This window comes from Kordia sp. E (assembly GCF_056033805.1).
Genome location: NZ_JBRASR010000003.1, coordinates 1,257,338 through 1,272,405, shown reverse-complemented (window position 1 = coordinate 1,272,405; position 15,068 = coordinate 1,257,338). Strand labels below are relative to the sequence as shown.

Genomic DNA, 15,068 nt, shown 5'->3' with positions numbered 1-15,068 from the left:
ATATAAAACCAAAATATACCATGAGTTTTTTAAATTCAGTGTTGAAAATGTTTGTTGGAGACAAATCCAAGAAAGATATAAAAGGCTTACAGCCTATCATAGACAAAATAAAGTCGTACGAACAACCACTTTCACAATTATCTATTGATGACCTTAGAGCGCGTACTACATACTTCAAATCACAGATCGCAGAAGCATGTAAAGAAAATAACGCGAAGATAAATTCTTTACAAGAAGAAGCTGAAACTAGTTCAGATATTGAACGTAAAGATGACATCTATCAAGAAATTGATAAACTTAGAGACGAAGAATACGAAATAACGGAAGGTGTATTATTAGACCTATTACCAGAAGCTTTTGCTGTTGTAAAAGAAACTGCAAAACGTTTTACAAATAATACCGAAATTACTGTTACAGCTACTCCATACGACAGAGAGTTATCAGGCTTACATGACTATGTAACGCTTGATGGCGATAATGCTACATGGCAAAACTCTTGGGATGCAGCTGGAAAGCAAGTCACTTGGGACATGATTCACTATGATGTTCAGTTAATTGGAGGTATTACCATGCATCAAGGTAAAATTGCTGAGATGAAAACTGGAGAAGGAAAAACGTTGGTAGCAACGCTTTCTGTATACTTAAACGCATTAACTGGAAAAGGTGTGCATTTGGTAACTGTGAATGATTACTTAGCAAAACGTGATAGCGCTTGGATGGCTCCTATTTTCCAATTCCATGGGTTTACAATTGATTGTATTGATTACCATCAACCTAACTCAGAAGCACGAAGAAAAGCATACGCAGCAGACATTACATACGGAACAAATAACGAATTTGGTTTCGACTACTTACGTGATAATATGTCGCATTCTCCAAATGATTTGGTACAACGTCCACACAACTATGCAATTGTCGATGAGGTCGATTCTGTATTAGTAGATGATGCACGTACACCATTAATTATTTCTGGACCAATTCCGCAAGGAGATTTACATGAATTTAATGATCTAAAACCAAAAATTTCTGACTTAGTTGGAAAACAACGTCAGTACTTAACAGGTGTTCTAGCAGAAGCTAAAAAAATGATCAAAGATGGTGAAACCAAAGAAGGTGGGTTCTTATTATTAAGAGTTTTCAGAGGTTTGCCTAAAAATAAAGCATTAATTAAGTTCTTAAGTGAAGAAGGTGTAAAACAACTGCTTCAAAAAACTGAGAATACCTATATGCAAGACAACAATCGCGAAATGCATAAAGTAGATGCAGAATTATTATTCGTGATTGAAGAAAAGAATAATCAAATTGATTTAACAGATAAAGGAATTGAATATTTATCTGGCGGAAGCAATGATCAAGATTTCTTTGTAATGCCTGATATTGGTGGAGAAATTGCCAAAATTGAAGCACAAGAATTAGAAAAAGAAAAAGAGGTTGAATTAAAAGAAGTTCTTTTCCGTGAATTCGGAGTTAAAAGTGAACGTATTCATACCTTAAGCCAATTACTAAAAGCATACACATTATTTGAAAAAGATGTAGAATATGTAGTAATGGATAACAAAGTAAAAATTGTTGATGAGCAAACTGGTCGTATTATGGATGGACGTCGTTATTCTGACGGACTTCACCAAGCGATTGAAGCAAAAGAAAATGTGAAAATTGAAGATGCTACACAGACTTTTGCAACAGTAACATTACAAAACTACTTTAGAATGTATCGCAAACTATCTGGAATGACAGGTACGGCGGTTACTGAAGCAGGAGAATTATGGGAAATATACAAATTGGATGTTGTTGAAATCCCAACAAACAGACCAATTGCACGTAAAGACAGAGAAGATTTAATCTACAAAACTAAACGTGAAAAATACAATGCCATTATTGATGAGGTAACTGAATTGTCTAAACAAGGAAGACCTGTATTAATTGGTACTACTTCAGTAGAAATTTCGGAATTATTAGGAAGAATGCTTTCTATACGTAAAATTCCACACAATGTACTGAATGCAAAATTACACCAACGTGAAGCCGATATTGTGGCAGAAGCAGGTGAACCTGGACAAGTTACCATTGCAACAAACATGGCAGGTCGTGGAACAGATATTAAGTTGAGTGATGCAGTAAAAGCCGCTGGTGGATTAGCCATTGTTGGTACTGAACGTCATGATTCACGTCGTGTAGATAGACAGTTACGTGGTAGATCTGGTCGTCAAGGAGATCCAGGAAGTTCACAGTTCTACGTTTCATTAGAAGATAACTTGATGCGTTTATTTGGTTCTGAAAAAGTTGCCAAAATGATGGACAGAATGGGATTAAAAGATGGTGAAGTAATTCAGCATTCCATGATGACAAAATCTATAGAACGCGCACAGAAAAAAGTTGAAGAAAACAACTTCGGAATTCGTAAACGTTTACTAGAATATGATGATGTAATGAATGCACAACGTGAAGTTGTATACAAACGTCGTCGTCATGCATTACACGGAGAGCGTTTAAAGGTGGATATTTCAAATATGGTATATGATACTACTGAAATCATTACACAGACTAATAAAGCCGCTAACGACTATAAAAACTTTGAATTTGAACTGATTCGCTACTTCTCTATAGGAAGTCCAATATCGGAAGATGAATTTGTTAAGTTTACTGAAGAAGAAATCATCGGAAAAGTATACACTGCTGCTTTTAAAAGCTACAATGAGAAAATGGAACACAATGCGGAAGCTGTTTATCCTGTAATTCAACAAGTGTATGAAAATCCAGAAAATAAATACGAACGTATTGTTGTTAAATTTACTGATGGAACTAAAGAATTAAATGTTGTCAGTGATTTAAAAGATGCATACGATTCTAAAGGAAAACAATTAGTAACGGATTTCGAAAAGAATATTTCATTAGCTATCATTGATGATGCGTGGAAAACACACTTACGTAAGATGGACGAATTGAAACAATCAGTTCAGTTAGCCGTTCACGAGCAAAAAGATCCTTTATTAATCTACAAATTTGAAGCATTTGAGCTTTTCAAAGAAGTAATTGATAAGGTAAATCGTGAAATTCTTTCTTTCTTGTTTAAAGGAGAATTAGCTGATAACAATCCGGATCGTGTACGTGAAGCGCGTGAGCAAAAACGTAAAAAGGATAATTACAAGACTTCTAAAGAAGAAGTATTGAACAGTGATGAAAGAGCTGCTGCAAACCGTCAAGCAATGCAATCATCGCAGCAACAACGTCCGCAAGTAACGGAAACAATTGTACGCGATAAGCCAAAAATTGGTCGTAACGAACGTGTTACTATCAAGAACGTTATGACTGGTGAAAACAAAACCGTAAAATACAAACAAGCTGAACCATTGATTTCAAAAGGACAATGGGTTATAGTTGAAGAATAACTTCTATTTTTTTTAGAATAGATAAAGAACTCTCATGGAAACATGGGAGTTTTTTTATGCAATACTTATTTTAAGAATAAATTTGTCTTAACATTATTTCAAGGCTTTTAATTCTACAAATAATTCACAAAAAGTATTACCTGCCTAGCAATTAAAGTCTTTTAGAGTTTATTACCATAGCCAAAATTGGTAAGTATACATTATATTAATTTATATAATATAGTATTTTTCTTTATTAAAAAAAACTCTAAAACCATAAACATTATAAGTCTATTCTCTCACTAGTGTAAGATATTAATTTATAGTTTTAAGTGTAAATTAACCAATACACTAATTAAAACAAATTAATCATGAAAAAAGTTACACTATCAATCGTGTTACCATTTTTACTATTTTTTACAGTAAATGTTCAGTCACAAGTAAATGACAATGGTACAAATGTTGGAATCGGAGCACCAGCTCCTCCAGTGGCAGTAGGAACTGCTACAAATGTAAAATTAGATGTCGATGGCGGAACGAGAACCGGAATTAAGGGATCTCAAATTGCACAGACCTATCGCGCTACATCTAACTACAGTAGTACAAACTCTACCACTACTGGCTATATAGGTTACAACAGTAACTGGTCAGCTTCAAGTAATACACTTGGAATGGCTAGTAGTATTACAGTATCTACAGCAAGATCATCTTTTCAAACATCAAGTACGATGGCTGGAAGATTTATTACGGATCTCGGAGGAACTAGCGGATCTAATGCATTACAAATTGCAGGTGTTTATGGAAATCTAAAAGGTGCTTGGGCAGGAAACAACTCTGTAAATGGAGGTTTTGCTGCAGGAGTTGTCGGTGTAGATGACGTAAATGGAAGTAATACGTATGGCGGATATTTTAGAGGAAAAGGGTATTTCTCTGAAAAAGTATCTATGGGAACACTAAACATGCCTACAACAATTGGAGGTGCTAATATTAGTAATTACAACTTATTTGTAGCAGGTGGAATATTATCTGACGAAGTACGTGTACGTACAGGTTGGGCAGATTATGTTTTTGATGATAACTATGTATTAGCACCATTAGCGGATGTTGAAGCATACATCAATGAAAACAATCACTTACCAAATGTTCCTTCAGCAGCAACTGTTGAACAAGAAGGATTATCAATAGGAGAAATTACTAAAATTCAACAAGAAAAAATTGAGGAATTGACGTTATATCTTATCGAACAGCAAAAACAATTGGATGCATTAAAGAAACAAGTATTAGCGTTACAGAAGAACTAAAAAATTAATTAAAAAAAACAACTATTATGAATTCTTACATAAGAAACTTAATAAGCGCTTTTTCTTTACTTTTTTTAATGATTCCAGCGTTAGCACAAGAAACAGAATATGACTTTTACTATTACAAAGGAGAAAAAATTCCTTTGCAATTAGACAAGCAAACTATCTTCGTTTCTGCTACAAATGCGAAAGATCTTCAAAGTATTTCATTAAACGGAACAGGATTATCTATTCTAAGTTCCTCTGAAATACAAGAAGATGTTAGTAGTCGTATTTTGCTAACTCCTGAAAGTTTTCAACAAGCAAATCCAGTTCGTTACTGGAGAGAAGTTGTTCTTTCAGATACTAGAATTTCAAAAGAAGAGTATGCGAAAAAAATAGCGCAAATAAAAGCAAATAACAAGAACATCATTGTGTCTCCATACTTTAAAAAGACAGCAGATGATAATATTGGACTCTCTAACTATTTCTATATCAAACTGAGAAATCAAAATGATTTTAATGCTTTATTAGGAGAAATCAAAAAGCACAACTTAGAGCTTGTCGGATATAACAAATTTATGCCTTTATGGTTTACTATCAGTGTTACACCAGCATCTGGAAATGTATTAGATATGGCAAATACACTATATGAAACAAAACAATTTGCAGATGTTGATCCTGCATTTATGTTCAACTTTAGAGGAAACTGTAGAAATGATAGCAATTTCAGTCAGCTATGGGGATTAGACAATACTGTAGATCCTAACATTGATATCAATGCCTGTGCTGCATGGGGAATAACGGAAGGAAATAATGTTAATGTTGCCGTTTTAGATCAAGGTGTGTATACTGCTCATAATGATTTAAATGCAAACATTTCTGCTTCAAGTTATGATACACAAAGTGGTACTTCGCCAAGTGTATTTACTACAGGAAGAGATCATGGAACACATGTTTCTGGTACTATTGCTGCCGAAGCAGACAATAATTTACAAGTTGTGGGAGTTGCACCAGAAGCAAACATTATGAGTGTGAGTCATACACTTTCATTAACACCAAACGTTTCTCAAGAACTTGCCGACGGAATTAATTGGGCATGGCAAAATGGAGCCGCAATTATCAATAATTCTTGGGGAGATCAAGGTGGAGCGTTTTTTACACAATTGCAAAGTACAATGCTAGAAGACGCCATAACAGATGCTATAACAATGGGACGTGGCGGATTAGGAACCGTAGTTGTTTTTGCGGCTGGTAATCAATCACCTGCCATTGATTATCCTGCTAGTTTCCATGATGATATTTTGGTTACAGGATCTATTACATCAACAGGACAACGTTCTTCGTTTTCTGGTTTTGGAGGTGATTTAGATATTGTTGCGCCAGGAAGCGGAATTCTATCAACAATTCCAACCAATGGAACAGCTTCATGGAATGGAACTTCTATGGCTGCGCCACATACAGCTGGAGTTGCTGCATTAGTACTTGAAGTCAATAGTGGATTGAGTAGTATTCAAGTAAATGACATCATTGAGCAAACTGCACAAAAAGTTAGAACTGATTTATATACCTATTCTACTACTGGTGGTCGTCCAAACGGAAACTGGAATAATCAAATGGGTTATGGATTAATTGATGCACATGCCGCAGTATTATTATCACAAAGTATGGCATGTCCTGGAAACTTATTTGTAAATGTAGATGTACTTGCTGGTGTTGACAACAGAGAAGCTTCAATGACGATAACTGCAAATAATACTATTGGTGCCAGTGGACAAGCCACGTATCATGCTGGTGATGAAGTATTTTTGCAACCTGGTTTTGATGCATTAGTTGGATCAAAATTTAGAGCATATATTGAAGGTTGTACTGGTACATTTGTAAACAGAGCTGAAGTTCCTACACAAGAAGTCATTAGTTATAAAATGCCAACCAACTTCGAAAAAGAGGAATTTGAACCTAGTTTAGCAAATACAACTACTGGTGAATTGAAACTATTTCCAAATCCAACAAAAGGAATACTACATATTCAATTTGGTAATACAGCAGAAAAAACGGTAGAAATTTATAATATCTCTGGAATTTCTGTCCTGCAAAAGAAATTTGAAAAAGATAGTAATCGTACTGTAGATATTAATTTTTCTAGATTTCAAACAGGAATTTATATTGTAAAAATCATAGATGTTTACGGTGAAATTTCAGTAAGTAGAATTGTAAAACAATAAGTTTACCTAATTATTTGATGAATATCTGGCGAACTCTCGGGTTTGTCAGATATTTTTTTAATTATTTCTATGACTATAAATTTTATTATGCGCGCATTGCATTTTTATAAAAAAGATGTACTTTTATAAAAAATCCTCTGCTATGGAAGCCTACGCGAATGCACTCTTATATGCAATTCCTTTTTTCTTTATTTTGGTAAGCATAGAAATTGCTTATGGTTATTTTAAAAAAAATCAAACGCACAATGTAAACGATAGTATTTCAAGCATTAGTTCAGGGTTAACAAGTATTATTAAAGATTCTTTAGGATTGGCTTTCATTCTAATTTCATATCCATATTTACTACAATATTTAGCCATATTTGAGATTCCAGAAACTTGGTATGCTTTTGTTATTGCTTTTATTGCTATAGATTTTGCAAGCTATTGGAATCATCGATTGAGTCACAAAATAAATTTCTTTTGGAATCAACATGTAATTCATCATAGTAGTGAAGAATTTAACTTGGCTTGCGCATTGCGACAATCCATATCTAACATATTAGGTTACTTTCCTTTATTACTAATTCCTGCAGCTTTACTAGGTGTTCCATACAAAGCCATAGCAATCCTTACCCCTATTCATTTATTTGCACAATTTTGGTATCACACAAAACATATTGGAAAACTAGGATTCATAGAATATATTCTCGTTACACCATCGCAACATAGAGTTCATCACGCAATAAATCCTGAATATATTGATAAAAATTTAGCTGCTATTTTTTGTGTTTGGGATCGAGTATTTGGAACGTTTCAAGAAGAATTAGATGAAGTTCCGCCAGTTTATGGAGTATTAAAACCTGCAGCAACTTGGAATCCAGTATTAATTAATTTTCAACATATATGGAGATTGATCAAAGATGCTTGGCGAACCAATAGTTATTACGATAAGCTAAGAATTTGGTTTATGCCAACAGGTTGGCGACCAAATGATGTTAAAGAAAAATATCCTATAGAAATTATTGAAAATGTATATACATATGAAAAATATACAACTCCTACTTCTACTCCGTTGCAAATTTGGTCAGTCATTCAACTGACTATGACTATATTTTTGATGCTTTTCTTATTCTATAATTTTGGAAATATTCTAAATACGAGCGGATATAACATGTTAGTATTATATGGAGCCATCGTATTTCTAGGAATTTACAGTTATACAAGTTTATTAGACAAACACAGATATACTATTGTTTTTGAATTAGTTAAACTAGCATTAGGGCTTTTTGTAATACTTTTTTTTAATGATTGGTTTGGAATTAATACATACTTTCAATATGGAAGTATTATGATGGGAATGTATTTTATAACTAGTCTTTTAGCGACAATTTATTTCTCTTATTTAGAAAAAATAGTTGTTGCTTCGAAAACTGTTACAGTTTAAAACTAAGCTTCTAAACTTCTTGAAAAACGTTTTTGAATGATGTTTATCTGAATCAATAAAAATACAAGTAAAAAGAAGAAACAATACGCATACGTAACAGGAATATCAACTTTCATTTCGTGTTTTTTAATCATTAGACTTGATAAATCCCAATCGCCAAGAATAGAGAAACCTAGTGAAAAACGTGTTAATACAAAAGAAAACACTAAAAACAAAGCGCCGATAATCAACCAACCAACTTTGTTAATCAATGGTTTATATACTTTAGCAGGTGCTTTTTCTTTGGAAACTTCTGCCATTACATTGGCTAAAAAATCTACTGAAGGCGTTGTCAATCCAGCATCTTGGATGATTTCCTTAGTAAATTGATCTATTTTTTTATTTTGTGCTTCCATGACTCAAATATATAGGTTCTACGACATTTTTTAAAATATGATATAGTTTTTTTCTACTTCGGTGCAATTTTATTTTCACGTTATCATAGGATATTTTGGCAATTTCTGAGATTTCTTTCAGAGATAATTCTTCAAAATAAAACAACGTTAATAACACACGTTCTTCTTCTGGCAACTGTAACAATGCTTTTTCAATGGTTTGCTTCTTCTCTTTCGCTTCCAAATAACTCATCGCGTCTTGCATTGTGCCAATATCGGATTCATGAATTTCATCAATATGTTCCGATAAAATAACTCTTTTATTCTTCTTTATACAATCCAAGCTAGTATTGTATACAATTCTATATAACCAAGTAGAAAACTTTGATGTTCCTTTAAATGTATCTAATGCTTTGTATGCTTTCACAAAAGTATCTTGTGCAACTTCTTCCGCATCTTCTCTACTTCCAACCATTCGTACTGCCAATGTAAATATCATATCCTTGTATTTATTTACAAGCATAGCGTACGCATTCACGTTTCCAGAACGAATTTGTTCTATATAGTCTTGGTCAGTGTTTTTAGTCATTTGTAGTTAAGACGATCACTTTTATAAAATGGTTACACCTTTTTTGAAATTATTTGTTTTAGGTATTAGGGAAAATTATTTTTTAATTAAACATTTAGCCTAATATATATATTTAAATTCAGTCATTGACACATTATTACATTAGCTAATTGGTATATTATTATATTTTTTTCACTTTTTCTGTAACCAAAACAAAAAACCGTTCGTCATAATGGGCAAATACATAAAAACTAAATTTAAAAAATAATTTATTATGGGATCAGAAGTAATTATAATGCCAGCAATTTTAGGAGTAATTTTTGGAATCTACTATTTATACATTTCATCACGAAACAAAGAACGTTTGGCTTTAATTGAAAAAGGAGCAGACGCTTCCATCTTTTTCAGCTCAAAAAAGTCACTAACACCAACTTGGAAAGTATTGGTTTTAAACTTTGCTGTTTTAATGATGGGAATTGGATTGGGTATATTTATTGGAAATATGATGCACAGTGTATTTCACTTACCTGAAGAAGTTGCATTTCCAGGAACCATCTTTTTAGTAGCCGGAATTTCTTTATTCACAGGATTCTTCTTGACAAAGAAATTGGTTGAAAAAGAGCATTAACAATATATCGTCATCAAAAAACACAGTTAGTTAATTATATAAAACGATTGTTTTTCTTCGGATAAGCAATCGTTTTGTTATTTAAAGCATTTATTTATGAAATATAGAGATTATCTAGAAATTGCATTTCGCTGGTATGTTTTTTTCTTTATTAGCATATATGGACTAGGAAAAATTTTAGGAGGACAATTTTATCGTCAAGGACAAATTCCTGTTGAAGTTGCTAAAACTCCCATTATTGATGTAAGCAGTTATGAATTGGCTTGGGTTTTCATGGGACATTCTTTTGGATATATTTTATTTGTTGGAATCTCACAACTAATTGGCGCTTTCTGCCTTTTATTACCCAGAACTAGACTTATAGGTGTTATTATTTTAATTCCAATATTGGTAAATATTATTGTATTTGATATCATTTTTTTAGATGCATATGCTGCCTTAGTAAATGCTATTATATACTTTTTAATGCTTTTGGGTATTTTATATTTTCATAAAGAAAAAATTGTGGAAGTGTTTCGTATCTTAACAACTCAAAAGAACAAAGAGAAAATTGCCTTAAAAACAAGATTAAAAACCATAGCTATTGTCATTTGTATAATTGCTATTATTTTTGCGGTGAACCAATCGCTTGGTACTTTAATCGGACATGGAAATTGATAATCTTAATCATTTTTTCGTAAGGTTCTTGATGCAACTCGACTGAAACAAAAAAATAAACAGATGAAATCGATCTATCTTACATTAATAACTATACTATTTTTCACAATCAGTTGTAATTCAAATACAGCTAACAATAATGCGGTACAAAAAGAACAATTTACGCAACAACAATTAGACACATATGAAACTGCATATTTTGCTAGTGGTTGTTTTTGGTGCGTTGAAGCCATTTTTGAAAGTGTAAAAGGTGTAAAAGAAGTTGTATCTGGTTATGCAGGTGGAAAAGCCTCAACGGCAAACTATCAATTGGTAAGTGCAGGAAGAACAGATCATGCAGAAGCTGTAAAAGTGTATTACGATGCAAAAGTAGTTTCGTATGAAACCTTGGTAAAAGTATTTTTTGGTTCTCATGATCCAACAACGTTAAACAAACAAGGTCCAGATGCTGGTAGACAATACCGTTCGGCTATATTTTACAAAAATGCAAAGGAGAAAAAAATAGTGGATACATACATTAAAAAACTTGTTGCTGACAAAGTATTTAATGGAACAATAACTACAGAAATTGCGCCATACAAAGCATTTTATGATGCAGAAGCATATCATCAAGATTATGAGGCAAACAATCCGAATAATCCATATATCAGAGGAGTTTCCGTTCCTAGATTGAAACGTTTTCAGAAAAAATTTCCAGAATTATTGAAGAAAGAAGCACATTAATTCTGAATTCAAAATTCTAAATTCAGAATTGTTCAGTAACGCTTGTACAAAATACGCAACGCTTATACAAAATCTTTCGCAGACAAAAATACTTTTCTTACATTTATAATGTAATTACATACAATAAAGCGCTTTATTTCAATTTAAAGAATTAAACATTTTATTATTATGAAGAAAAGAATCATTGCATTTGCTTCTTTAGGAATTGTATGTGCTACATTATTCCTGAGTTGCGAAACAAAAAATCAAGCAGAAGAAGAACAATTAGAAACTGCTTTAGAAATTCCTGCAAAAGTAATCTCTAATACACAAGCGGCAACACTATTTCAAAACGATCAAAACACACGTTTATCACAAATAGGAAAAGAAAATACTTTTTTTAAAGACAAAGCCATTCACTTTGAATTGGCTGCTTTAGAAAGTTACATCAATCGATTAAAATCAGTTGCAACTTCTAAAAACATTCCAATTACTGGTGTAAGTTTTGTATTTGGTGCTGATGCGAATGGCAAAAGAACTACATTTTTAATGCCTTCCACGCGAAATGCTGAATTAGATTATCAAGAATCGTTTACCATTGAAAACGGTCAGTTTTTAACATTTAAACATGTTGATACAAAATTAAGGCTACAAAATAGTTCACAAAACGATGCAAACTTGATATTATCACCAAATGGATATATATCATTTAATGAAGCAACTGAGTTATTCAATAACTATCAAACACAGTATATTGAAACGTTTGCAAAAAAAGTAACAAAAGACTATTACACAAAAGCGGTTTGGTATTCGTTTGAAGAAATCAACCAATATCTCAGTTATTTAAAAAAGAAATCAAACGATCATAATTTAGCAATTACGGGAGTTAATGTATTCTTTGGAGCATACAATAATGATATAAGTTTGGAACTAAAATCAAATGCACAAACGTTGTTTTTAACTGCAAGTACACAAAAGGAGTCTATAATTAATGTAAAAGGAGAAACACTACAAAGCTTAACACAAGATGGTTTCTTTGCAAAGGATAATAATGAGAGTTTGAATGGAAGTTTAAATTTTAATGAAGGACATCTATCACCGCCGCCGCCTCTTCCTGAGGATTGTCAAAATAAAACATGCTGGCATCCTTGGCATTAATAGAATTATAAAGGCTGTCTGAAAAGTTTTTTAAAAATATCATTCTAGATTTGATTCAGAATTTCATCATGATAATTTTCAATAACTTACAATTACTCTAAGAAACCGAATTAAGTTCAATTTGACAAAATTTCACTTTTTAGACAGGTTCTTTGTATTTTATATTCTCTTTGAATATGTGACAATTACACACAAAAAACTAACAGTTATACAAGTTCATAAAGTTTATAGTCAGTTATTTTCTACTTTTAAAAAGTAATTACATCATAAGACGCGTCTTTTAATGAAACTATGTTACGAGAAGCTTGTACTGAACTTAATTCAGTAGCAAAGACGAACTCAAAACTATAGGTTGAATTAATTCTGCTTAAAGCGGAATCTTATTTAATATTTTAAAACTATAACCATGAAGAAAAAAATGTTGTCATTTGTTTCTTTAGGACTTGTGTGTACTACATTTTTCCTGAGTTGCATGACAAAAAACCTAGAAAAAGAGGAACAGTTAGACGCTGCATTAGCAGTTCCAGAAAAGATTATTTCCAATAAGGATGCGGCACTACTTTTTCAAAATGATCATACAACTAGATTATCTCAAATTGGGGCTGAGAAAACTACGTTTGAAGACAAAAAAATTCATTTTGAACTAGAAACGATCACCAAGTATATTTCGCATTTAGAAACAGTAGCGATTTCTAAAAACATTCCAATTACAGGCATTAGTTTTATATTTGCAGCTGATGAAAACGGAAAAAGAACCGCTTTTATAATGCCTTCCACACGAAATGCAAGCTTAGATTATCAAGAATCATTTACAATTGAGAATGGTAAACTCCTAACATTTACACATATTGATCAATTTTTAAAAAGAAAATTAACAAGTATAAATGATGAAAACCTAATATTATCACCAAATGGATATCTATCATTTAATGAAGCTACTCGCCTATTCAATACGTATCAAACACAGTATATTGAACCATTTGCAGCTAAAGTGACAAAGGAATATTATACAAAAGCTGTTTGGTATTCATTAGCTGAAATCAACCAATATATTAAGTATTTGAAAAAGAAATCAACAGACCATAACTTAGCCATTACGGGAATTGATGTATTTTTTGGAGTCTATAATACCGATCCAAGTTTAGAATTAAAGTCGAATGCACAAACTGTATTCTTAACGGCAAGTTCTCAAAAGCAATCAATTATCAATATAGAAGGAAAAACATTCAAAAGTTTTTCACAGAATGATTTCTTTCAAAAAGATGATACAAATGATGCTGATGATACTGATGATACTGATGATACTGATGATAGTTTAGCTTTCAACATGGGTCAATTATCACCGCCGCCACCTAAAAAATAAGGTTTTATTCCTCCAAACCTGCTATTTTATAAGTTACCAAAACAACTTCTTTCCTAGTATTCTTATCAAAATAGTCACTTCCATAATATATTTTTTGTAGTTATTTTCCTAAATTTAATTCATTAACCACTTTTTGTTAAAAGGGAAAAACACCCAAATTTGGAATTCTAATTTTTATTCTAAAAAGTTTAGCTAATTTTAACAAAACAAAAAATAAACAAAACTACAACCTTATGGAAAATTTAGTACTATCAATCGTACCACTAGTTATTGGTATTGCAATTGGTTATTTCTTATTTAAAAAATTAAATACTTGCGTTTGTGAAAATAGTGACAAACCAAACGGAATTATACCTGTAAGTGAAGCTATTAATTTACACGAAACCTATGTAGATGGGCGCTACCCTATAATCAATCAATCTATTGATAAAGATTTTAAAGACACACAATTTGTTTGGTTTGAATATGGTAAAATGAAATCTTATATTCAATATTTAGAAGCTATAGCAAAGAAAAATCCAAACAATCCGAAAATTTCTGGTATTCGTGTGTATTTTGGAGCACATACTGACCATCAACTCTACCCAAAACAACAGACTGTATTTTTCAATCCAACGATTGAAACAGGCTTAAATGAATCACATGATAATATGAAGAATTTACCATTTTATATTATTCCTAATAATCCAAACGAACCGTTAGTTGGTAACTATAAAATTATAGAAAGGTTACTAATTGACGAATATAATCCAACGGAACGTGCATTCATGGCAAATAATAGTTTAGGTCATAAAGTATCAAATAATAATTTAGTTGAAAATAAATCATCTAATGCTGAAAATGACTTTGACGATGGAACTAGTACGTCATTTAATATGGGGCAATTGAGTCCTCCTCCTAGAAATTAATAAATCAAAAAAAAATAATTGAATTATATAACTTCATTATTACAAACCGGCAGTCTGTATGTCGAAATTATAACAGCTGTTATAGCTACTGTATATTATTATAAATACAAGGAATCAAATTTAAAATTTATTCTATTACTGTTATGGTATATTGTTTTTAATGAGCTACTCGGGTGGTACTTTCATGCTATTTTAGAAATTAAATACAATTCAATTATTTATAATATTTATGGTATTATCAGTTTTGTTTTACTGTTAAATATTTATAGACGTTCATTATTTAAGGAAAAGTTCAAAAAATATGTTTCTATTTTCACAGTAACTTATGTATTAATTTTTGTTATCAATATATTTTTTGTTGATTCTATGAAACAAATTTTAACAGTTTCTTATATCTATGGATCAATTGTT

General features: G+C 31.8%; 12 protein-coding genes. 10 read left to right on the top strand and 2 right to left on the bottom strand.

Annotated elements, in window-relative coordinates; genetic code table 11:
* The first annotated feature begins 20 nt into the window (after positions 1–20).
* From secA to ACUUYC_RS18460, 4 genes are all read left to right on the top strand, one after another.
* Entirely contained in the window at positions 21–3,389 is a 3,369-nt protein-coding gene (gene secA / locus ACUUYC_RS18475; protein WP_474268164.1) for a preprotein translocase subunit SecA, read from the top strand.
* 350 nt (positions 3,390–3,739) lie between these two features.
* Positions 3,740–4,669: a hypothetical protein gene (locus tag ACUUYC_RS18470; protein WP_474268163.1), complete on the top strand. Its 930-nt coding sequence runs from the start codon at positions 3,740–3,742 to the stop codon at positions 4,667–4,669.
* A gap of 26 nt (positions 4,670–4,695) precedes the next feature.
* A complete protein-coding gene (locus tag ACUUYC_RS18465) occupies positions 4,696–6,873 on the top strand; it encodes a S8 family serine peptidase (RefSeq protein ID WP_474268162.1) in 2,178 nt (725 codons plus the stop codon).
* 142 nt (positions 6,874–7,015) lie between these two features.
* Positions 7,016–8,299 carry a sterol desaturase family protein gene (locus ACUUYC_RS18460; protein WP_474268161.1) on the top strand — a complete coding sequence of 428 codons (1,284 nt, stop codon included), beginning with the start codon at positions 7,016–7,018 and terminating at the stop codon, positions 8,297–8,299.
* A 2-nt stretch (positions 8,300–8,301) separates the two neighbouring features.
* Here the strand turns inward: ACUUYC_RS18460 and ACUUYC_RS18455 are convergent, their stop codons facing one another.
* The gene (locus ACUUYC_RS18455; RefSeq protein ID WP_474268160.1) at positions 8,302–8,694 is read right to left on the bottom strand and encodes a hypothetical protein; all 393 of its coding nucleotides are present in this window, start codon (positions 8,692–8,694) and stop codon (positions 8,302–8,304) included.
* A complete protein-coding gene (locus ACUUYC_RS18450; RefSeq protein ID WP_474268159.1) occupies positions 8,678–9,262 on the bottom strand; it encodes an RNA polymerase sigma factor in 585 nt (194 codons plus the stop codon). Before ACUUYC_RS18450 ends, ACUUYC_RS18455 begins: the two co-directional genes overlap by 17 nt.
* Before the next feature lie 253 nt (positions 9,263–9,515).
* Here ACUUYC_RS18450 and ACUUYC_RS18445 point away from each other — a divergent pair, with 253 nt between their 5' ends.
* The 6 genes from ACUUYC_RS18445 to ACUUYC_RS18420 all read left to right on the top strand — a co-directional run bounded on the left by ACUUYC_RS18445 (position 9,516) and on the right by ACUUYC_RS18420 (position 14,657).
* Complete coding sequence (locus ACUUYC_RS18445) at positions 9,516–9,869, top strand: DUF6249 domain-containing protein (protein ID WP_474268158.1); 354 nt, start codon at positions 9,516–9,518, stop codon at positions 9,867–9,869.
* A 96-nt stretch (positions 9,870–9,965) separates the two neighbouring features.
* The gene (locus ACUUYC_RS18440) at positions 9,966–10,526 is read left to right on the top strand and encodes a hypothetical protein (protein WP_474268157.1); all 561 of its coding nucleotides are present in this window, start codon (positions 9,966–9,968) and stop codon (positions 10,524–10,526) included.
* A 63-nt stretch (positions 10,527–10,589) separates the two neighbouring features.
* Complete coding sequence (gene msrA, locus ACUUYC_RS18435) at positions 10,590–11,249, top strand: peptide-methionine (S)-S-oxide reductase MsrA (RefSeq protein WP_474268156.1); 660 nt, start codon at positions 10,590–10,592, stop codon at positions 11,247–11,249.
* A 168-nt stretch (positions 11,250–11,417) separates the two neighbouring features.
* Positions 11,418–12,386 (top strand): hypothetical protein, encoded by a 969-nt coding sequence (locus tag ACUUYC_RS18430; RefSeq protein WP_474268155.1) that lies wholly within the window; start codon positions 11,418–11,420, stop codon positions 12,384–12,386.
* Positions 12,387–12,792: 406 nt separating this feature from the next.
* Positions 12,793–13,749, top strand: coding sequence for a hypothetical protein (locus tag ACUUYC_RS18425; RefSeq protein WP_474268154.1), 957 nt, complete (start codon positions 12,793–12,795; stop codon positions 13,747–13,749).
* 233 nt (positions 13,750–13,982) lie between these two features.
* Positions 13,983–14,657, top strand: coding sequence for a hypothetical protein (locus ACUUYC_RS18420; RefSeq protein WP_474268153.1), 675 nt, complete (start codon positions 13,983–13,985; stop codon positions 14,655–14,657).
* Positions 14,658–15,068: the final 411 nt, after the last annotated feature.